Source organism: Thalassovita litoralis, from assembly GCF_900182725.1.
Lineage (GTDB): Bacteria > Pseudomonadota > Alphaproteobacteria > Rhodobacterales > Rhodobacteraceae > Thalassobius > Thalassobius litoralis.
Window position 1 is genome coordinate 38321 of sequence record NZ_FXTO01000016.1, and the last position, 18642, is coordinate 56962.

The 18642-nt window shown below is 59.8% G+C and carries 21 protein-coding genes; 19 read left to right on the forward strand and 2 right to left on the reverse strand.

Going from position 1 to position 18642, the window contains the following annotated elements:
• Nucleotides 1-175 precede the first annotated feature (175 nt).
• The 12 genes from ffh to FN828_RS12650 all read left to right on the forward strand — a co-directional run bounded on the left by ffh (nt 176) and on the right by FN828_RS12650 (nt 8988).
• The gene (gene ffh, locus FN828_RS12595) at nt 176-1702 is read left to right on the forward strand and encodes a signal recognition particle protein (RefSeq protein WP_142493833.1); all 1527 of its coding nucleotides are present in this window, start codon (nt 176-178) and stop codon (nt 1700-1702) included.
• Nucleotides 1703-1705: 3 nt separating this feature from the next.
• A complete protein-coding gene (locus tag FN828_RS12600; protein WP_142493834.1) occupies nt 1706-2266 on the forward strand; it encodes a GNAT family N-acetyltransferase in 561 nt (186 codons plus the stop codon).
• Nucleotides 2266-2871 carry a GNAT family N-acetyltransferase gene (locus FN828_RS20875; protein ID WP_142493835.1) on the forward strand — a complete coding sequence of 202 codons (606 nt, stop codon included), beginning with the start codon at nt 2266-2268 and terminating at the stop codon, nt 2869-2871. Before FN828_RS12600 ends, FN828_RS20875 begins: the two co-directional genes overlap by 1 nt.
• Nucleotides 2864-3160 carry a chorismate mutase gene (locus tag FN828_RS12610; RefSeq protein WP_235891478.1) on the forward strand — a complete coding sequence of 99 codons (297 nt, stop codon included), beginning with the start codon at nt 2864-2866 and terminating at the stop codon, nt 3158-3160. Before FN828_RS20875 ends, FN828_RS12610 begins: the two co-directional genes overlap by 8 nt.
• Before the next feature lie 71 nt (nt 3161-3231).
• A complete protein-coding gene (gene rpsP / locus FN828_RS12615) occupies nt 3232-3597 on the forward strand; it encodes a 30S ribosomal protein S16 (protein WP_142493837.1) in 366 nt (121 codons plus the stop codon).
• Nucleotides 3598-3736: 139 nt separating this feature from the next.
• Nucleotides 3737-4255 carry a ribosome maturation factor RimM gene (rimM, locus tag FN828_RS12620; protein WP_142493838.1) on the forward strand — a complete coding sequence of 173 codons (519 nt, stop codon included), beginning with the start codon at nt 3737-3739 and terminating at the stop codon, nt 4253-4255.
• Nucleotides 4252-5079, forward strand: a complete 828-nt coding sequence (locus FN828_RS12625) for a hypothetical protein (RefSeq protein ID WP_142493839.1) — start codon at nt 4252-4254, stop codon at nt 5077-5079. The genes rimM and FN828_RS12625 overlap by 4 nt, the downstream gene beginning before the upstream one ends.
• Nucleotides 5080-5288: 209 nt before the next feature.
• Nucleotides 5289-6194, forward strand: coding sequence for a hypothetical protein (locus FN828_RS12630; protein ID WP_142493840.1), 906 nt, complete (start codon nt 5289-5291; stop codon nt 6192-6194).
• 10 nt (nt 6195-6204) lie between these two features.
• The gene (gene trmD / locus FN828_RS12635; protein WP_142493841.1) at nt 6205-7017 is read left to right on the forward strand and encodes a tRNA (guanosine(37)-N1)-methyltransferase TrmD; all 813 of its coding nucleotides are present in this window, start codon (nt 6205-6207) and stop codon (nt 7015-7017) included.
• Between the two features lie 273 nt (nt 7018-7290).
• A complete protein-coding gene (gene rplS, locus FN828_RS12640) occupies nt 7291-7668 on the forward strand; it encodes a 50S ribosomal protein L19 (protein WP_142493842.1) in 378 nt (125 codons plus the stop codon).
• Nucleotides 7669-7679: 11 nt separating this feature from the next.
• On the forward strand, nt 7680-7901 hold the full coding sequence (gene rpmE / locus FN828_RS12645) for a 50S ribosomal protein L31 (RefSeq protein ID WP_142493843.1): 222 nt from the start codon (nt 7680-7682) through the stop codon (nt 7899-7901).
• A gap of 277 nt (nt 7902-8178) precedes the next feature.
• A complete protein-coding gene (locus tag FN828_RS12650) occupies nt 8179-8988 on the forward strand; it encodes a division plane positioning ATPase MipZ (protein WP_142493844.1) in 810 nt (269 codons plus the stop codon).
• Nucleotides 8989-9008: 20 nt separating this feature from the next.
• On the opposite strand, the gene FN828_RS12655 is transcribed toward FN828_RS12650, so the two are convergent.
• Entirely contained in the window at nt 9009-9446 is a 438-nt protein-coding gene (locus FN828_RS12655; RefSeq protein ID WP_142493845.1) for a MarR family winged helix-turn-helix transcriptional regulator, read from the reverse strand.
• A gap of 73 nt (nt 9447-9519) precedes the next feature.
• Between FN828_RS12655 and hmgA the strand changes: the two genes are divergently transcribed.
• The 5 genes from hmgA to FN828_RS12680 all read left to right on the forward strand — a co-directional run bounded on the left by hmgA (nt 9520) and on the right by FN828_RS12680 (nt 15224).
• On the forward strand, nt 9520-10875 hold the full coding sequence (gene hmgA, locus FN828_RS12660; RefSeq protein ID WP_142493846.1) for a homogentisate 1,2-dioxygenase: 1356 nt from the start codon (nt 9520-9522) through the stop codon (nt 10873-10875).
• Between the two features lie 100 nt (nt 10876-10975).
• A complete protein-coding gene (fahA, locus tag FN828_RS12665; RefSeq protein WP_142493847.1) occupies nt 10976-12232 on the forward strand; it encodes a fumarylacetoacetase in 1257 nt (418 codons plus the stop codon).
• A 149-nt stretch (nt 12233-12381) separates the two neighbouring features.
• Nucleotides 12382-13797 (forward strand): pyridoxal phosphate-dependent decarboxylase family protein, encoded by a 1416-nt coding sequence (locus FN828_RS12670; protein ID WP_142493848.1) that lies wholly within the window; start codon nt 12382-12384, stop codon nt 13795-13797.
• Nucleotide 13798: 1 nt separating this feature from the next.
• On the forward strand, nt 13799-14566 hold the full coding sequence (locus FN828_RS12675; RefSeq protein ID WP_142493849.1) for an aldolase/citrate lyase family protein: 768 nt from the start codon (nt 13799-13801) through the stop codon (nt 14564-14566).
• Nucleotides 14567-14573: 7 nt separating this feature from the next.
• Entirely contained in the window at nt 14574-15224 is a 651-nt protein-coding gene (locus FN828_RS12680; RefSeq protein WP_142493850.1) for a GntR family transcriptional regulator, read from the forward strand.
• Between the two features lie 74 nt (nt 15225-15298).
• On the opposite strand, the gene FN828_RS12685 is transcribed toward FN828_RS12680, so the two are convergent.
• Complete coding sequence (locus tag FN828_RS12685) at nt 15299-16003, reverse strand: type 1 glutamine amidotransferase (protein ID WP_142493851.1); 705 nt, start codon at nt 16001-16003, stop codon at nt 15299-15301.
• A gap of 80 nt (nt 16004-16083) precedes the next feature.
• Here FN828_RS12685 and FN828_RS12690 point away from each other — a divergent pair, with 80 nt between their 5' ends.
• Nucleotides 16084-17340 carry a cytochrome P450 gene (locus FN828_RS12690; protein WP_142493852.1) on the forward strand — a complete coding sequence of 419 codons (1257 nt, stop codon included), beginning with the start codon at nt 16084-16086 and terminating at the stop codon, nt 17338-17340.
• 12 nt (nt 17341-17352) lie between these two features.
• Nucleotides 17353-18642, forward strand: coding sequence for a type I glutamate--ammonia ligase (locus FN828_RS12695; protein ID WP_142493853.1), 1290 nt, complete (start codon nt 17353-17355; stop codon nt 18640-18642).

An 18642-nucleotide genomic window follows, 5' to 3' on the forward strand; every position in this document is an offset into this window, starting at 1 on the left:
GCGGGCAGGACTAAACGCGCCCTACCAATCCGGGAGTCGTCATGTCTTCCGGTCCCATGCCTTAGGCTGGGATCGCCCCCCGTCAGCGCGTTGCGCCCACGGGGGACATTGGCATTTGGGCCGGTCTTGCTTACCTGTAAGGCCATATCGAAACGGGGTTAAAGGAGCCGCGGGAATGTTTGAAAATCTATCCGAACGCCTTGGCAGCGTCTTTGACCGCCTGACGAAACAGGGCGCACTGTCTGACGAGGACGTGAAAACCGCCCTGCGCGAAGTGCGCGTGGCGCTGCTGGAAGCGGACGTTTCGCTGCCCGTGGCCCGCGATTTCGTAAAAAAGGTACAGGAACAGGCCACCGGCCAGGCCGTCACCAAATCCATCACTCCCGGCCAGCAGGTCGTGAAGATCGTTCACGATGCGCTGGTGGACGTGCTGCGCGGCGAAGGCGAACCCGGTGCGCTGAAAGTGGACAGCCCCCCCGCGCCGATCCTGATGGTCGGCTTGCAGGGGTCCGGTAAAACCACGACCACGGGTAAGCTGGCCAAACGCCTGAAAGAACGCGATGGCAAGCGGGTTCTGCTGGCGTCTTTGGATATTTACCGCCCGGCCGCCATGCAGCAGTTGCAGGTTCTGGGTCAGCAAATCGGTGTGGATACCCTGCCCATCGTGGCCGGCGAAAGCGCGGTGCAGATCGCCAAGCGGGCCAAAACGCAAGCCTCTCTTGGCGGCTATGACGTCTATATGCTGGACACCGCTGGCCGGTTGCAGATCGACGAAACCCTGATGAAAGAAGTGCAGGACGTGCGCGATGCGGTGAACCCGCGCGAAACCCTGCTGGTGGTTGATGGTCTGACAGGTCAGGTCGCCGTCGAGGTGGCCGAGGAATTCGATGCCAAGATCGGGATCAGCGGCGTTGTCCTGACCCGGATGGACGGTGATGGGCGCGGCGGTGCGGCGCTGTCGATGCGGGCCGTGACTGGCAAGCCGATCAAATATGTCGGTCTTGGCGAAAAGATGGACGCGCTGGAAACCTTTGAGCCAGAGCGCGTCGCGGGCCGTATTCTGGGCATGGGCGACATTGTCGCGCTGGTCGAAAGGGCACAGGAAACCATCGAGGCCGAACAGGCCGAGCGGATGATGAAGCGCTTCAAAAAAGGTCAGTTCAACATGAACGACCTGAAGATGCAGCTTGAACAGATGCTGAAAATGGGCGGCATGGAATCCATCATGGGCATGATGCCCGGCATGGGCAAAATGGCCGCGCAGGTCAAAGAAGCCGGGTTCGACGACAAAATCCTGAAACGCCAGATCGCGCTGATCCAGTCGATGACCAAAATGGAACGCGCCAACCCGCAGCTTTTGCAGGCCAGCCGCAAAAAGCGGATCGCCGCCGGTGCGGGCATGGAAGTCAGCGAACTGAACAAACTGCTGAAAATGCAGCGCCAGATGGCCGACATGATGAAGAAAATGGGCAAGATGGGCAAAGGCGGAATGCTGAAACAGGCGATGAAGGGCCTGATGGGCAAGGGCGGAGCGCCTGCCGAAATGGCCGGAATGGACCCGTCGCAGATGGACCCCAAGGCGCTGGAAGCAGCGGCCAAGGCGATGGGCGGCAAACTGCCCGGCGGTTTGGGCGGGCTGGGTGGTCTGGGCGGCGGCATGGGCCTGCCCGGCGGCCTGAGCGGTTTCGGCAAGAAGAAGTAATCCATGACCCTGACCAACGCCCCTATTCTGGAAACCGATCGCCTGATCCTGCGCGGCCCGCTGCATGACGATGCCGCGCCGCTGATGGATTTCCTGTGCGACCGCGACCGGGCCGAGGGCTTTGGCGCCTATGACAATCGCAGCGACGCATGGCGGTGGTTCGCGCTGAACGTGGGTCACTGGCATTTTCACGGCTATGGCTATTTCACCATCGTGGACAAGGCCAGCAACGCCGCCGCCGGGATCGCGGGCATCTGGAACCCACATGGCTGGCCCGAACCGGAACTGGGCTGGGTGGTGTTCGACGGGTTCGAGGGCAAGGGCATCGCCTATGAGGCCGCCTTGCGCGCCCGCGAATGGGCCTATGCGGCTGATGGGCTGGGGTTCAGCACGCTAACCTCGAATATCGTGCCGGGGAATGATCGTTCGATTGCGCTGGCGGAACGGCTGGGCGCATGGTTTGAACGCAAATATCAGAACGTCCATATGGGCGAGGATCTGCTGTACCGGCACCCCAGCCCGACGGATCTGGAATCTGACGGTTCGGTGGAGGCATATGCCTGATGCCTGCGACAGCCATCCCCACTCTTGAAACTCAGCGCCTGATCCTGCGCGGCCCCGAGCCGGAGGATTACCCGAATTTCAAATCGACCTTCACCAGCTATCGCGCCCGTTTCATGGGCGGGCCGCTGAACGATTATGAAACATGGATGCTCTATGCCGCTGAAATCGGCCATTGGCAGATCCGGGGCTATGGCATGTGGATGATCCACGACAAGCAAACGGACAAACCGCTGGGCATGGCCGGGGGCTGGAAACCGGCGAAATGGCCGGAACCAGAACTGGCATGGATCATCTGGCCGGAAACCGCAGGCAAGGGATACGCGCTGGAGGCCACCAACGCCGCGCGCCAATACCTGTATGACACGCTGGGCTGGGAAACTGCGGTGTCCTATGTGGACCCGAAAAATCTGGATTCGATCCGTCTGGCCGAACGTCTGGGCGCGAAACGCGACGACGCTGCCGCCACCGTGGATGGCAACGATTTCGTCTATCGCCACCCCACCCGCGACCAGTTGCGCAACACCCAGCTGGCCCACGGGATTCAGATGGAAATCGCCAACTACGCCGATCCGCTGTTCAAACCGAAAGGGATGCCCATTGACTGACGCTGTAACCCGCGCCGCCGAGGTGCTGAAAGAACACCGCGAAAGCATCGACCGTCTGGACGCCATCCTTGTCTATACGCTGGGGGAACGGTTCAAGCACACGCAGGCCGTGGGCAAGCTGAAGGCCACCCATGACCTGCCGCCCTCGGACCCGGACCGCGAAGCCAAACAAATCGCCCGTCTGGAAGAGCTGGCCCAACAGGCCGATCTGGACCCCGAATTCGCTAAAAGCTTTCTGCAATTCATCATTCAGGAAGTGATCCAACACCACCGGAAGCATCAGGCCTGATCTGCCGGTTCCGTGAATACCAGAAATAACCGGGAATGCCCCGGTCAACGCCATCAAAGGAGACCTTAACAATGGCAATGAAAATCCGTCTGGCCCGTGGCGGCTCGAAAAAACGCCCGTTCTACCGCGTTGTGGCTGCTGACAGCCGCATGGCACGCGATGGCCGCTTCATCGAGAAGCTGGGCACCTACAACCCGCTGCTGCCGAAAGACAGCGAAGAGCGCGTAAAACTGGACATGGAGCGCGTGCAGTACTGGCTGGGCCAAGGCGCACAGCCGACCGACCGTGTGGCCCGCTTCCTGGAAGCTGCCGGTGTTGTCGCCAAGAAAGAGCGCAACAACCCGAAAAAAGGCACCCCCGGCAAAGCAGCCGTGGACCGCGCCGAAGCCAAAGCTGCAAAAGCAGCCGAAGCCGCAGAAGCAGCTGCCGAAGAATAAGATGTCCGGCCTTTGGGCCACATCTGCCGGAATTGGGGCGCTCTTTGAAGCGCCCCTTTTCTTTTGTCGCACGGGATGAATTGCCCGCCCCGCAGGGACGCGCTATCACGGGCTGAAACGGACAATCAGGCAGGACGACATGGACAATCCCGACGAACTGATCTGTGTAGGCACCATCGCCGGAGCCTTCGGAGTACGGGGCGAGGTGCGGCTGAAAAGCTTTACCGCCGATCCCGAAGCGATCGAGGACTATAACCCGCTTGTCACCGAAGATGGCAGCCTCAGCTTCGAGGTGGGGATCATTGGCCCGATCAAGAACGGGCTGTCAGTACGGCTGTCCAGCGTCACCACCAAGGAAGACGCGGACGCGCTAAAGGGCGTCAACCTGTATGCGCCACGGTCCCGCCTGCCATCGCTGCCGGATGATGAATTTTACTATGCCGATCTGATCGGGGTGGCGGTCTATGACACCGGCGGCACCCTGCTGGGGCAGGTAAAGGCGGTGCATGACCACGGCGCAGGTGACTTGCTGGAAATCCACGGGGCGGGATTGCGGGACTCGGTCCTGTTGCCCTTCACCAAAGCCGCCGTCCCCACGGTGGACCTGACCGCGGGCCGTATCATCGCCGACCCACCCGAGGGGCTGTTTGACGCATGACGCGGGTGATCGTTCATGCCGGGTTTCATAAAACCGGCACGACCAGCATTCAGGCTTTTCTGGAACGCAACGCGAAGCTGCTAAAACCCTATACGGCCATTTATTTGAAAACCGATCTTGGCCGAGCGCGCTATTTGGGGCGCTGGTATGGGCAACGATCGGTATTCTGGCGCCGCTGGCTGTTCCGGCGGGGGTTCCGGGAATTTTTGCAAACGGTTCCGGATACGCCGGTAATCGTGATTTCGCGCGAAAGTTTTTCTGGAATGATGCTGGGGTTTCGCGGCTCACACTTGCGCCCACCCCGGCAATACGCGCCTATGGCAATCCCGCTGGCGCGGGAAATCATCCGCGAATGCCGCCGCCGGTTCGGGCCAGATGTGCGGATTGAATTTCTGTACACCACACGACAGACGCAGCCGTTTTTGAGCAGCATCTGGCGTCATGTTCTGCGTACCAGCCGCCTGACGCAGGATTTTGCAACGTTCCGCGCAGCATTCACCCCACCCCCGGATTTACACGCAGATGCCATGCAGATCGCCACCGCCATCGCCCCTGTGCCGATCCATACCGCCGCGTTAGAGGATTATGCCAATCATCCCCTTGGCCCCGGCCAAGCCATCGCCGAACTGCTGGATTTGCCCGACGATGTGCGCCAACGGCTAAAACCTGTCGCACGCCACAATCCGGGCCAGTCAGACACGCTTAGCGCCTGTTTTCTGGACATGAACCGGGGCCATCTGCGCGGCAATGCCCTGAAACAGGCGAAACATGACCTGGCGATGGCCGAACGCCCTGCGGAAACCCGGCGCAAAGCGGCAAAATGATATTGGCGGACGCGGCGACACCCCGCTAAACCCCATTCACGACCAAAGCACCCAGATCCCACGGCACAAAATCCATCCGCCCGCCCCTGCAACCACAGGCTCTGATGGCCGAACTGCGCCGGATCAAGGATGCAATGCTGGCGGATGACAGCAGCACATGACCGGCTTTGTCACTTCGCCGCTTTCGGGGGGCGCGGTAGACTGCGGGCATGGCTTTTGAAAGATACTCAATCTCTGGCATTTTGAGTTTCGCGGCTCCGCTGTTCAGCGCCCCGGTTCTGGCGGGCTGGGCCGTGGCCCCGTGGGCAGTATTGCCGGTCTTTGCGACGCTGCTCGGCGCACAAACCACGCTGACCCGACGTATGCCGGGCCGAACCGGGGCCGCGATTGCATCCGCTTTGGCCGTACTGATCATCAATGCCGCGCTGGTGGGGATGCTGATGGGGCTGGGCCGGGGGTTGGCCGTGTTAACCGGGTCACTGCCAATGCCGATCTGGGGGCCGGTGCTGATCTGCGCCGGGGCGGCGGGGTTCGCGATCTGGCGCTATCGCTGGACACCGGAACAGGCGGAAATGGACGCCCTACTGGACCAGATGACCGCCACCATTACGGATATGGCCTCGCTGCCAGAAATTGACACACCACACCCCCCGCCACAAATCCTGAAGACGCTGGCCCTGCTGCGGAACCAGCCCTGCCCCGATCTGGATACGCTGGCAGCCGGATTATACGATGCGCTGGACAGCGATGCCTTTGACTGGCTGTACGATCTGGACCTGACGCCAGATGACCCATTGCGCGTGTCCGGGCGGCAGGACATGCTGCTTCTGCGACTGCTGGCCATTCCCCGGTTGCGACATGTCCAATCCGAACTGGGCGGGACCGGGATCATGACCGAACGAGCCTTGGTCAGCCCCCACCCCGCCGTGCGCCAAGAGGTCCGCGCCCTGATGGACCAGATGATAACCGAAGACTGCGAGTCGGACTGCTTCCCCCTGCTGCACGATCTGGAAGCTGCCGAGGCCAGCTTTCCGATGGAATTTGACGGGCTGACTGCGGCTCTGCGAGCGCATATCGCAAAACAACGCTTGGCGGAGACGGGGGGAACCGGGTAAGACCCGCGCCATGAACGATACCCCTACGCAGCCCCCGGCCCGGTCTTATGGCCGCAAATCCATCCGCCTGACCCTGCAACCGCAGGACCTGATGGCCGAAGATGCACCGATTGCGGGCGTCTGGACCGCGCGGATCATCACGCTATTCCCGCAGGCCTTTCCGGGGGTGCTGGGCGAAAGCCTGACTGGCAAAGCCCTGAAAGAGGGTAAGTGGCAGTTGGAAACCACTGATTTACGGCGCTTTGGCGTGGGCAAGCACCGGAACGTTGACGACACCCCCGCCGGGGGCGGCGCGGGGATGGTGCTGCGGCCCGATGTGCTGGGGAATGCGATTGACCATGTGCAGCGCAACACGCGGGGGAACTGCCCGCTGGTTTATCTGTCGCCGCGCGGGCGACGGTTCGATCAACGGCTGGCGCGATCCTGGGCGGACTGCGACGGCGTGACCATGCTGTGCGGCCGGTTTGAGGGGGTGGATCAGCGGGTACTGGATCATTACGACATTCAGGAAGTGTCCTTGGGCGATTTTGTCCTGACCGGCGGGGAAATCGCCGCGCAGGCGATGATTGACGCCACGGTGCGGCTGCTGCCCTCGGTTCTGGGCAATGCCGAAAGCATCGAAGAAGAAAGCCATTCCAACGGGTTGCTGGAACATCCGCAATACACCCGCCCCGCTGAATGGCAGGGTCGCGCGATCCCGGATGTCCTGATGTCCGGCCACCACGGCAAAGTCGCCGAATGGCGGCAACACATGGCCGAGGAAATCACCCGCGCCCGCCGCCCCGATATGTGGGCGGAATACGAGAAAACAAAGGGCAAGTAACGCGCCTTTGTGCCTTGCTTTGCTGGCCGATCTCTCTTACACACCCCCAAGTTCCGAGCGGGAAACCGACTCGGACGCTTTGGTTATTTGCCTTCGGGATACCGGGCTTCCTTCTGCCCGTCCCTGCCCCGAAATCCGCGCCGATGCCAAAGCCCCCAAGGAAAGACGACCTGAACTCTGGCGGGCGCTGCGGCGGACCCGGTCGAAGGCACAGAGCTATGAGGACGTGACAAACCTTTGCGGACCAAACCGCAAGCAGATAGGAGCAAAGCGATGGATCTGATCGCACAACTGGAGGCGGAGCAAATTGCCGCCTTGGGGAAAACCATCCCCGATTTCAAAGCGGGTGACACCATCCGCGTTGGCTACAAAGTGACCGAAGGGTCGCGTAGCCGTGTGCAGGACTACGAAGGCGTTTGCATCAGCCGTAAAAACGGTTCGGGCATTGCCGGGTCTTTCACCGTTCGCAAGATTTCGTTCGGCGAAGGTGTGGAACGTGTGTTCCCGCTGTATTCGACCAACATCGACAGCATCACCGTTGTTCGTCGTGGCCGCGTGCGTCGCGCCAAACTGTACTACCTGCGGACCCGTCGCGGTAAATCCGCCCGTATCGCAGAAGTCACCAACTACAAGCCCAAAGCTGAGGCATAAGGAATTCACCGATGAAAGAAGGTATCCACCCCGACTATCACTTCATCGAAGTGAAAATGACCGATGGCACCATGATCACCATGCGCTCCACCTGGGGCGCCGAGGGCGACACCATGTCACTGGACATCGACCCCACCGTACACCCGGCATGGACCGGCGGCACCTCGCGTCTGCTGGACGCTGGCGGCCGTGTGTCGAAGTTCAAAAACAAATACGCCGGTCTGGGCTTCTGATCCCAACCGCGTTTTATGTTACCGAAAGCCCCGCCTTTGGCGGGGTTTTCTTTTTGGTCCGCAATGGATCGGGTGCCGAAAACTTTCAAAGTTTTCCGACAAAATTCTTTGAAAGAATTTTGCTGCCCGCGCGGCGTATCTTGGCCCTTCCATATTTCTGCAACAGATGCCAATGAAGCGACAAAACAGGCAACAATGCTTTGAAATATCGGACCAGCCACCATATCCTGTGGCCGCGCAGCCGAAACAAGGCAAGTTATAGCGGGATAGGGGTGCAATGGCGCATATTATCGTCGTCGGGAATGAAAAGGGCGGGGCGGGAAAATCCACCGTGTCGATGCATGTGGCCACGGCGCTGGCCCGCATGGGGAAACGCGTGGCCGTACTGGACTTGGATCTGCGTCAGAAAACCTTTGCCCGGTATGTGCATAACCGTGCGCAATTCCTGCAAAACTCGGAACTGGACCTGCCCAGCCCCAGCTATCACGACCTGCCCCAGATTGATCAGGAGCAACTGAAACCGGGCGAAAACCCCTATGACCACCGCCTGTCCAAGGCCATTGCAGAGATCGAGCCGGAAAACGATTTCATCCTGATTGATTGCCCCGGATCACATACGCGGCTTAGTCAGGTGGCGCATTCGCTGGCGGATACGCTAATCACGCCATTGAATGACAGTTTCGTGGATTTCGACCTGCTGGCCCATGTGGATACGGACGGCAACAAGATCATGGGACCGTCGGTTTATTCGGAAATGGTGTGGAATGCCCGCCAGTTACGGGCGCAGGCCGGGCTGAAGCCGATTGACTGGGTTGTCCTGCGTAACCGTCTGGGGGCGCAGCAGATGGTGAACAAGGAAAAGATGGAAAAGGCGCTGGAGGCGCTGGCCAAACGGATCGGATTCCGCGTGGTCCCCGGCTTCCATGAGCGTGTCATTTTCCGCGAATTGTTCCCGCGTGGTCTGACCCTGCTGGACCTGCGTGACATCGGCGTGAAACAGTTGAACATTTCCAATGTCGCCGCGCGTCAGGAATTACGTGACCTGATGAAATCGCTGAACCTGCCGGGGATCGAGGTTAATTTCTGACCCCGGCCTCGGCCCATGCCTCAGCCCATTCGGGCCAGTTTCCACAACGCTTGCCGCAAGATGCGGTTTTCTTCGTCGCTCAGGGTGGCGGATAGTTTTGCATCATATTTTTCTGCCACCTGCCGCAAATCGCGATAGGCCGCCTCGCCTGCTGTGGTCAGGGCCAGATGTTCAACCCGGCGATCCTTGTCATCTGTATCGCGGGTCAGGAAGCGGCGATCGGCCAGCCGTTGCACCGCGCGGCTGATCTTGGTCTTGTGCATCTTGGACCGCTGGCCGATTTCCTTGGCGGTCATTTGGCCGTACATGCCCAAGTGAAACAAAACCCGCCATTCTGTGCGCAGCATCCCATAGCGATTCTTGTAAACACGCTGAAATTCCAGCCCGCTTTCTTCGGCAGCTTGATTCAGCAGGTACGGCAGGAATTGTTGCAGGGGAAAGTCATCATTTTTTTCCATTTCGGGGTCTCCTTACCTTGTTGGTTACAAAAACAACCATTAACCCCGCAACTAATTTAACGGAGGACGCGCGATGAAAGATCAGATTCTTGCCGATGGCGTTGTACAAGCGCCCAACACCGGCGGCACCACACCGGGATATATGCCCGGTTTTGGCAATGATTTTGAAACCGAGGCGCTGCCGGGCGCCTTGCCCCAAGGCATGAACAGCCCGCAGAAATGCGAATATGGCCTGTATGGTGAACAGCTTTCGGGAACGGCGTTCACCGCAAACCCGCCGGAACGGACGTGGTGCTATCGTATCCGCCCGAGCGTGAAACATTCGCACCGCTACACCAAGATTGACCTGCCGTATTGGAAATCCGCCCCCAATGTGGACCCGGATGTGACCAGTCTGGGCCAATATCGCTGGGACCCGGTGCCGCATACCGAGGACAAGCTGACATGGCTGACCGGGATGCGCACCATGACCACAGCGGGCGATGTGAATACCCAGGTCGGCATGGCCAGCCATGTCTATCTTGTGACCGCGTCCATGGTGGATGAATATTTCTTCTCGGCGGACAGCGAATTGCTGGTGGTGCCGCAAGAAGGCCACCTGCGGTTCTTTACCGAACTGGGCATCATTGATCTGGAACCCAAGGAAATCGCGATTATCCCCCGCGGTCTGGTCTATAAGGTCGAAGTGCTGGAAGGTCCGTGCCGTGGCTTTGTTTGTGAAAACTACGGGCAAAAGTTTGAACTGCCGGGCCGTGGCCCGATTGGTGCGAACTGCATGGCCAATCCGCGCGATTTCAAAGCCCCTGTCGCGGCGTTCGAGGACAAGGAAACACCATCGAAAGTCACCGTGAAATGGTGCGGTCAGTTCCATGAAACCCAGATCGGCCAGTCGCCGCTGGACGTGGTGGCATGGCACGGCAATTACGCGCCCTATAAATACGACCTGCGCACATACTGCCCGGTCGGCGCGATCCTGTTCGACCACCCGGACCCCAGCATCTTTACCGTGCTGACCGCGCCCTCGGGCGTGCCGGGGACCGCGAATATTGACTTCGTGCTGTTCCGTGAACGCTGGATGGTGGCCGAAAACACCTTCCGTCCGCCGTGGTATCACAAGAACATCATGTCGGAACTGATGGGCAATATTTACGGCCAGTACGACGCCAAACCGCAGGGTTTCATCCCCGGCGGGATGTCGCTGCACAACATGATGCTACCACACGGGCCGGACAAAAACGCCTTCGAGGGGGCGTCGAACGCCAATCTTGGGCCGGATAAGCTGGACAATACCATGTCCTTCATGTTCGAAACACGGTTCCCGCAACACCTGACCGGCTTTGCTGCCGATGAAGCCCCGTTGCAGGATGACTATATCGACTGCTGGACCGATCTGGAGAAGAAATTCGACGGAACCCCCGGCAAGAAGTAAGGGGTGCTGCCCCTTTTGACTTCACCCCGGAGTATTTCTGGCAAGATGAACAAAATGGTGCAGGATGACAGGAAACCTGCACCGAACCAAAGGACTGACAATGTCATTGATGAAAAGCTGGGTGGCCTCGGCCAATAGCGCCGACTGCCCGTTTCCGCTGAACAACCTGCCCTATGGCGTGTTTGAAACCGCCGAACTGGACCCGCGCTGTGGGGTGGCCATTGGCGATATGATTCTGGACTGTCGCGCCGCCGAAGAAACCGGCCTGATCGCGCTGGCTGATCTGCCGCTGTTTGACGTGCCGTTCTGGAACGAAGTCATGGAAGAAGGCCCCGATCTGTGGGCCGCCCTGCGCGCCCGTCTGATCGAAATTCTGGCCGAAGGCAGCGCCGATCAGGCAGCCGCCACGGCGCTGTTGGTGCCGCAGGCCGATGCCGAACTGCACATGCCGTTCCTGATCGCGGAATATACTGACTTCTATGCCGGGAAGAACCACGCCTTTAACGTTGGCACCATGTTCCGTGGCCCGGAAAACGCACTGCCGCCGAACTGGTTGCATATCCCCATCGGCTATAACGGGCGGGCGTCTTCCGTGGTGGTCAGCGGCACCGACGTGCGCCGTCCGTGGGGCCAGTTGAAAGGCCCGAATGATGACGCCCCGCGCTTTGCCCCCTGTCAGCGTTTCGATCTGGAACTGGAAATGGGTGCGATTGTCGGGACCGGGTCTTACGGGCCGATCACCGTGCAGGAAGCTGACGACAATATCTTTGGCTATGTGCTGCTGAATGACTGGTCCGCACGCGACATTCAGGCGTGGGAATATCAACCGCTAGGGCCGTTTCAGGCCAAGGCGACCGCCACCACCATCAGCCCCTGGATCGTGACCAAGGCGGCGCTGGAACCTTTCCGCACCGATACCCCGGCGCGGGAAAAGGAACTGCTGCCGCATCTGCGCGATTGCGGTCCGATGCTGTATGATATTGATCTGTCGGTCACACTGGCCCCGGCGGGCAAGATGGCCACAACCATCGCACAGACCAATTACAAGGAAATGTACTATTCCGCAGCGCAACAACTGGCGCATCACACCACCAGCGGCTGCCCGATGAATGCGGGCGATTTGTTGGGGTCCGGGACGATTTCGGGCGCGGAAAAATCCGAACGTGGTTCGTTGCTTGAACTGAGCTGGGGCGGTCAGGAACCGTTGGAACTGGACACCGGCGAAACCCGCAGCTTCCTTGAGGACGGAGACACCCTGACCCTGCATGGTGCGGCCAAGGGCGATGGCTACACCATCGGCTTCGGTGATTGTGCTGGCACGGTACTGGCCGCGCTGGACGATCCGTATAAGCGATAAGCCACATCTTCTGTGTGGATCGGAAAAGCCGGGGGATGCCAGTCATTCCCCGACTTGACCTTTTTGTACCCCGGTGATGGTTTATCCTTGCCGGGGTGCTGCCCCTTTTGTTATTTAACATGTTAACTGAATTATACAGGGGGAGCATCATGCGCTGGAGCGATTTTCCGAAATGGGGCAAATGGGCAGCCGACTGGGCGGCTCAATATCATGCGGGCCTGCGGGATCGTCCGGTGCGCGCCCAGACCAAACCCGGCGAGGTGCTGGCCGCCCTGCCCGCCAGCCCACCCGACGCGCCCCAACCAATCGAGGACGTGATCGCCGATTTTGAGCGGATCGTGGTGCCGGGGATTACCCATTGGCAGCACCCTAGGTTCTTTGCCTATTTCCCGTCCAATGCCTCGCCCGCTGCGGTGCTGGCGGACAATCTGGTTACGGCGATGGCACCGCAATGTATGCTGTGGCAGACCTCGCCCGCCGCGACGGAAATGGAAACCCGGATGATGGACTGGCTGCGGCAAGGTTTGGGCCTGCCGGACGGGTTTGCCGGGGTGATTCAGGATTCCGCTTCGTCCGCGACGCTGGCGGCGGTGCTGGTTATGCGCGAGCGGGCGCTGAACTGGGATGGTAATGCCCACGGCCTGCCGGGGCAAAAACCCCTGCGGGTCTATTGCTCGGACGAGGTGCATACATCGGTGGATCGGGCGATCTGGGTAGCGGGGATCGGTCAGGCCAATCTGGTACGCATCCCCACCCAAGGCCCGCTTCGGTCCATGAACGTGGCCGCGCTGGAGACACAAATTCAGGCCGATCTGGACGCGGGGTATTTGCCTGCGGGGATCGTGGCCTGTGTGGGCGGCACCGGGACCGGCGCCTGTGATGACATCGCCGCGACATGCACTGTGGCACGGAAATATGGCCTGTATACCCATGTCGATGCTGCATGGGCCGGTTCGGCCATGATCTGCCCGGAATACCGCAGCCTGTGGGCTGGTGTGGATCAGGCGGATTCAATCGTGTTCAACCCGCATAAATGGCTGGGAACGCAGTTCGATCTGTCCGCCCATTTCGTGAAATCGCCCGAAGCATTGACGCAAACCTTGGCTATTCAGCCCGAATACCTCAAAACCCACGGCGCGGACGGAATCATCAACTATTCCGAATGGTCGGTGCCGCTGGGCCGCCGGTTCCGGGCGCTGAAACTGTGGTTCCTGATCCGCGCTTATGGGCTGGACGGGCTGCGCCAGATGATCCGCAACCATGTAACATGGGCGCAAGCGCTGGCTGAAAAGCTGCGCACCGTGCCGGATATGGAAATCGTGACAGACCCGGTGCTGTCGCTGTTTACCTTCCGCTGGGTGCCAACGGGGCGCGATGCCGATCAGGCCACGCTGGACCTGCTGACCGCAATCAATGACGATGGGCGGATTTACCTGACCCAGACCCGGACACAGGGCAAACTGGTCATCCGCTTTCAGGCGGGGCAGTTTGACTGTACCGAGGATGACATAAACACCGCCTTTGATGTAATCACTGAAACCGCCGCTAAACTGAAGGACGCCTGACATGCCCGCTCCCGTAAACACATTCAAAGCAGCGCTGACCCGTGGCGATATGCAATATGGCTGCTGGGCGGGGTTCGGCGATGCCTATGCCACTGAAATCCTGTCGACCGCCGGGTTTGACTGGTTGGTGATCGACGGCGAACACGCCCCAAACGACATCCGCAGCATCATGCAGCAATTGCAGGTGCTGGATGGGAAACACTCGCATCCGGTGGTGCGCCTGCCCGTGGGCAATGACTGGCTGATCAAACAGGCGTTGGACATCGGGGCGCAAACCCTGCTGATTCCGATGGTCGAAACCGCAGATCAGGCCCGTGAACTGGTACGCGCCTGCCGTTACCCACCTGCAGGCATTCGCGGCGCGGGCGCGGCGCTGGCGCGGGCATCGCGGTTTTCTGAAATCGGGGATTACGTGCAAACCGCGAATGACCAAATCTGCCTGCTGGTACAGGTGGAAACCCGCAAAGGGGTGGAGGCGCTGGACGAAATCCTGACGCTGGACGGCGTGGATGGCGTGTTCATCGGCCCCGCCGATCTGGCCGCCGATCTGGGCCACCCCGGCAACAGCAACCACGAGGACGTGCGGGCCGTGATCCGCGATTGTCTGGGCCGGATTGCAGCCTCGGACAAGGCAGCAGGCATACTGTCGGGCAATGACGCGGTATCGGCTGAATACCGGGACTGGGGCGCACAGTTTCTGGCCGTGGGCATTGACGTCGTGATGCTGGCACAGGCCGCACGGGCCAAAATGGCGCATTGGAAGGGCTGACACAGGCATGGCGGGCCAGACTGACATCATCATTCAGGCCGTTCTGGGCGCCATTGAAACCGGCGATCTGAACCCCGGCGACATGATCGAAGAAACCGGGCTAAGCACCGCACACAATGTTTCCCGCACCCCGGTGCGGGAGGCGCTGATCCAGTTGGAAACCGCCGGGTTGATCCGGCGCCTTCCCCGTAAGGGGGCCGTGGTATTCAAACCCACGCTAGAGGAGTTTCTGGCGATTCTGGAGGTTCACGCCAAACTGGAAGGTCAGGCCGCCGGGTTGGCCGCACGACGATTGTCCCCGGCCCATCGCACCACACTGGAAGCCGCAGTTCAGGCCTGTGAACGGCACGCGGCGGAACTGGGCGATGCGGAACCCGACCGATATTACCAACTGAACATGGATTTCCACCGTGTCGTGGCCGAAGCAGCGGGCAATCCATTCCTGTTGGATATGATCAAGATGAACGCCCGCAAGCTGATGGCCTATTACCGGGCGCGGTATCATTATGCCGGTGTAATCGAGGTATCGGCCCGCGATCACCGGGAAATCGCCGACCTGATCTATGCCCGCCAATCCGAAGCCGCCGAAGCGGCAATGGCGCGACATGTGCAATTCGATCACGTCACCGCGCTGGACCTGCTGGCTGCTTTGGGCTGAACGCACGCAATGGGGGCTGCCGCCCCCGGCCCTTTCGGGCCTCCCCCGCGGATATTTTGGCCAAGAAAGAACCGTTAGGTCTGTTCAAAAAACCGCGCCAGTGATTCTGCGAAAGCTTCGGTATCAGCCGGGGCGTTGAGCGATGCACGGGCAGTATTCAGCACATCCTGCGGCAGTTTTTCGGTCATTTCCTCGGTCAGGGCCGCGATGAAATCAGCAGACATTTCCGGGTGGTATTGCGTGGTATAGACATGGTTCCCAATCGCAAACGCCCCCGATTGGCAGGCCGGATTGGCCGATAGCGGCTGCGCGCCGTCCGGCAGGCGCGTCACCTGTTCCACATGCGCAGCATAAAGGCTGAGCGTATCCGGCAACGCCTGCATCCACGGTTTGCGGTGGGTCAGCGTGGTTTCGGTACGTCCGAACACCCAGCCACCGGGATTGGTTCCGACTTGCCCGCCCAAGGCCAGCGCAATCGCCTGATGGCCGAAACAGGCCCCAAACAGCGGGATGCCCCGCGCCACAACGTCCCGGATCATCGCCATCAACCGTGCGACCCACGGTTCCGGATCGTGAACCGAGGCAGGGCTGCCAGTGATCATCACACCATCAAACAGCGCCGGATCGTCAGGGAAATCGCCATCCTTGACGGAAAACACCTGCGTTTCCCAATCCGGGCGCACCAGATGCAGCAGGGCTGTAAACTTATCCCCATCCTTGGGGTGTTGCTGCGCGAATGGGCTTTCGTCCGTATTCGTTACCAAAATTGCAATGCGCATCGCCATGATCCCGGATTTTTCTTTACATATTTATAAGCCTTATTAATATACATAACAAGTTAACGGCAAGAGGTGCAAGCATGACGATCTGGACTCCGACTGATGACGGGTTTGCGGACCTGACCAGCCACGACACGTTTGCGCGGGGAGCGCCACATAACACCTTTGCCCGGCTGCGGCGCGATGATCCGGTGCATTGGACCGATTGGGACGCTGGACAGGGGTTCTGGTCTATCACCCGCCACGAAGACATCACCGAAATGAACCGCCAGCCGCAGATTTTTTCCTCGGCCCGCGGGATTCGGATGGAAGACCAGACCTACGAGGAATATCTGGCCCGCCGCACCTTTCAGGAAACCGATCCGCCCGAACATATGCAGACCCGGATCAAGGTTGCCAAAGCGTTTTCCAAACCCGTTGTCGCAGAGTTTGAACAGGACATTCGCGGCCTGTGTGACGAAATTCTGGATATCGCGCTGGAAAAGGGTGAATTTGACGCGACCAAGGAAATCGCCCGGCAGCTACCGATGCGGATGCTGGGCCGTATCCTTGGCACCCCGGACGAAGATCTGCCCTGGCTGGTGGAAAAGGGCGACGCGCTGATCGCCAACACAGATCCGGATTTCACCGATCACGTTCTGGATCAGATGACCACCGATGAATTTCGGATGATGCCATTCAATTCCCCCGCCGGGGCGGAATTGTATCAATATGCCAAGGATCTAATGGCGAAAAAGGCGGCCGCAGGGGATACCAATGGGGTGCTGCATCTGATCCTGCAACCAAGCAAGGATGGCAGCGTCATCACCGAAGAAGAATTCCGCAACTTCTTCTGCCTGTTGGTGGCGGCGGGGAATGACACCACCCGCTATTCGATTGCCGCCGGGATGCAGGCGCTGTGCCATCAGCCCGAATTGCTGGGCCAAATGCAGACCGAAGACATCTGGGACACCGCCCCTGATGAAATCATCCGCTGGGCCACCCCGGCGCTGTATTTCCGCCGCACCGCCACGCAGGATGTGGACATGCACGGCAAAACCATCAAGGCCGGGGACAAGGTATTGTACTGGTTTTCCTCGGCCAACCGGGATGAAACCGTTTTCGACGATCCGTTCCGGGTGAACCTGAAACGCACCCCGAACAAACACCTGTCCTTTGGTCAGGGTGGCCCGCATGTCTGTCTGGGCATGTGGCTGGCGCGTCTGGAAGTGCGCGTATTGTTTCAGGAACTATCTAAACGACTCAAATCTATAGAGGCCACAGGCCCGCATAAATTCCTGCGCTCGAACTTCGTGGGCGGGATCAAGGAACTGCCCGTCCGGGTGGTTCCCAAATAGGGAGCAAACTGAATGAACACCCGCCTGCGTGCGTTATTTTGCGATCATCTGTCGATCATGCGGGGCAAATACCTGCCCGGTTCAAAGATCGGAGATGATTCAACCCGGTTCTGCCGATCCACCTTTGGGGTGCATTACGACAAGGATCTGCTGCCCGCCCCCGGTGCCATGATGATGGAAGGGCTGCCGGATATGGAACTGGTCTGGAAGGCCGAGGAAATCCGGGACAGTTGGGAACGCGCCACGAAAATCGTGGTGGGTGATCTGTACGACGACGAAGGCCGCCCCCTGCCGCTGTGTGGCCGTGGGGCGCTGAAACGGGCAGTCGCCGATTGGGGCGCGATGGGGCTGACGCCCAAGGTGGGGCTGGAACTGGAAGCCTTTGCCATGATGTCCGATGAAAACGGGCGACTGGTGCCTTATGACACCCCCGGCGCCCATGTTTACGGCACCGGCCCCTTTACCGATCCGCTGCGGTTCAACGATGCAATCTGGGAAAAAGCGGACGAGCTGGGGTTCCGGCTAGACATGATCACCAGCGAATATGACAGCCCGCAATTTGAATATACCCTGACTTTTGATAACGCGGTCAAAGCTGTGGATGACATCGTGCTGTTCCGCCTGATGGCGCGGGAGATCGCGCTGGAACATGGGATTGTCCTATCCTTCCTGCCCAAACCGATTGCCGAAGTCGGCGGGTCCGGGATGCACGTCAATTTTTCGTTCAGCGATCAGAATGGCGCGAATGTCGTGGCGCAGGGCGAAAAGGGCGGCCCGGATCACATGAGCGACATCGCCCGTGGCTGCATTTCCGGGCTGCTGAAACACCATAAGGGGCTGGCCGGACTAATTGCGCCCACGGCCAATTCTTATCAGCGGCTTCAGCCCGGTTCACTGTCGGGGTTCCTGTGCAACTGGGGCGGCGATCACCGCAATGTCACCACGCGGATTTCATCCGAAGGCGGCGTAAAGGCGCGGATGGAACACCGCACGGCAGACGCGTCCTCGAACCCCTATACCGCTGTGGCGGCGGTGCTACAGGCCGCGCGTCTGGGGGTTGTAAACAAGTACGATCTGCCGCCACGCGAAACCGGGGACGGGTTTGAAAAATGGGACGCCAAGGAAAGCACCGCCATTGATCTAAAAGGCGCGATTGCAGACCTGAAGGCCGATACCATTCTGACCGAAGCGGTGGGCGCGGAACTGGTGGCGAACCACGTCTTTATGAAAGAAAAAGAAGTCAAGAAAACCAAAGACCTGGAAGGCGATCAACTGCGCGACTTCTATGTTTGGCATGTGTGA

Bases quoted from the DNA above. Each gene is read 5' to 3' on its own strand.
- ffh (WP_142493833.1), top strand. From the start codon at position 176: ATGTTTGAAAATCTATCCGAACGCCTTGGCAGCGTCTTTGACCGCCTG.
- FN828_RS12600 (WP_142493834.1), top strand. From the start codon at position 1,706: ATGACCCTGACCAACGCCCCTATTCTGGAAACCGATCGCCTGATCCTG.
- FN828_RS20875 (WP_142493835.1), top strand. From the start codon at position 2,266: ATGCCTGCGACAGCCATCCCCACTCTTGAAACTCAGCGCCTGATCCTG.
- rpsP (WP_142493837.1), top strand. From the start codon at position 3,232: ATGGCAATGAAAATCCGTCTGGCCCGTGGCGGCTCGAAAAAACGCCCG.
- rimM (WP_142493838.1), top strand. From the start codon at position 3,737: ATGGACAATCCCGACGAACTGATCTGTGTAGGCACCATCGCCGGAGCC.
- FN828_RS12625 (WP_142493839.1), top strand. From the start codon at position 4,252: ATGACGCGGGTGATCGTTCATGCCGGGTTTCATAAAACCGGCACGACC.
- FN828_RS12630 (WP_142493840.1), top strand. From the start codon at position 5,289: ATGGCTTTTGAAAGATACTCAATCTCTGGCATTTTGAGTTTCGCGGCT.
- trmD (WP_142493841.1), top strand. From the start codon at position 6,205: ATGAACGATACCCCTACGCAGCCCCCGGCCCGGTCTTATGGCCGCAAA.
- rplS (WP_142493842.1), top strand. From the start codon at position 7,291: ATGGATCTGATCGCACAACTGGAGGCGGAGCAAATTGCCGCCTTGGGG.
- rpmE (WP_142493843.1), top strand. From the start codon at position 7,680: ATGAAAGAAGGTATCCACCCCGACTATCACTTCATCGAAGTGAAAATG.
- FN828_RS12650 (WP_142493844.1), top strand. From the start codon at position 8,179: ATGGCGCATATTATCGTCGTCGGGAATGAAAAGGGCGGGGCGGGAAAA.
- FN828_RS12655 (WP_142493845.1), bottom strand. From the start codon at position 9,446: ATGGAAAAAAATGATGACTTTCCCCTGCAACAATTCCTGCCGTACCTG.
- hmgA (WP_142493846.1), top strand. From the start codon at position 9,520: ATGAAAGATCAGATTCTTGCCGATGGCGTTGTACAAGCGCCCAACACC.
- fahA (WP_142493847.1), top strand. From the start codon at position 10,976: ATGTCATTGATGAAAAGCTGGGTGGCCTCGGCCAATAGCGCCGACTGC.
- FN828_RS12670 (WP_142493848.1), top strand. From the start codon at position 12,382: ATGCGCTGGAGCGATTTTCCGAAATGGGGCAAATGGGCAGCCGACTGG.
- FN828_RS12675 (WP_142493849.1), top strand. From the start codon at position 13,799: ATGCCCGCTCCCGTAAACACATTCAAAGCAGCGCTGACCCGTGGCGAT.
- FN828_RS12680 (WP_142493850.1), top strand. From the start codon at position 14,574: ATGGCGGGCCAGACTGACATCATCATTCAGGCCGTTCTGGGCGCCATT.
- FN828_RS12685 (WP_142493851.1), bottom strand. From the start codon at position 16,003: ATGCGCATTGCAATTTTGGTAACGAATACGGACGAAAGCCCATTCGCG.
- FN828_RS12690 (WP_142493852.1), top strand. From the start codon at position 16,084: ATGACGATCTGGACTCCGACTGATGACGGGTTTGCGGACCTGACCAGC.
- FN828_RS12695 (WP_142493853.1), top strand. From the start codon at position 17,353: ATGAACACCCGCCTGCGTGCGTTATTTTGCGATCATCTGTCGATCATG.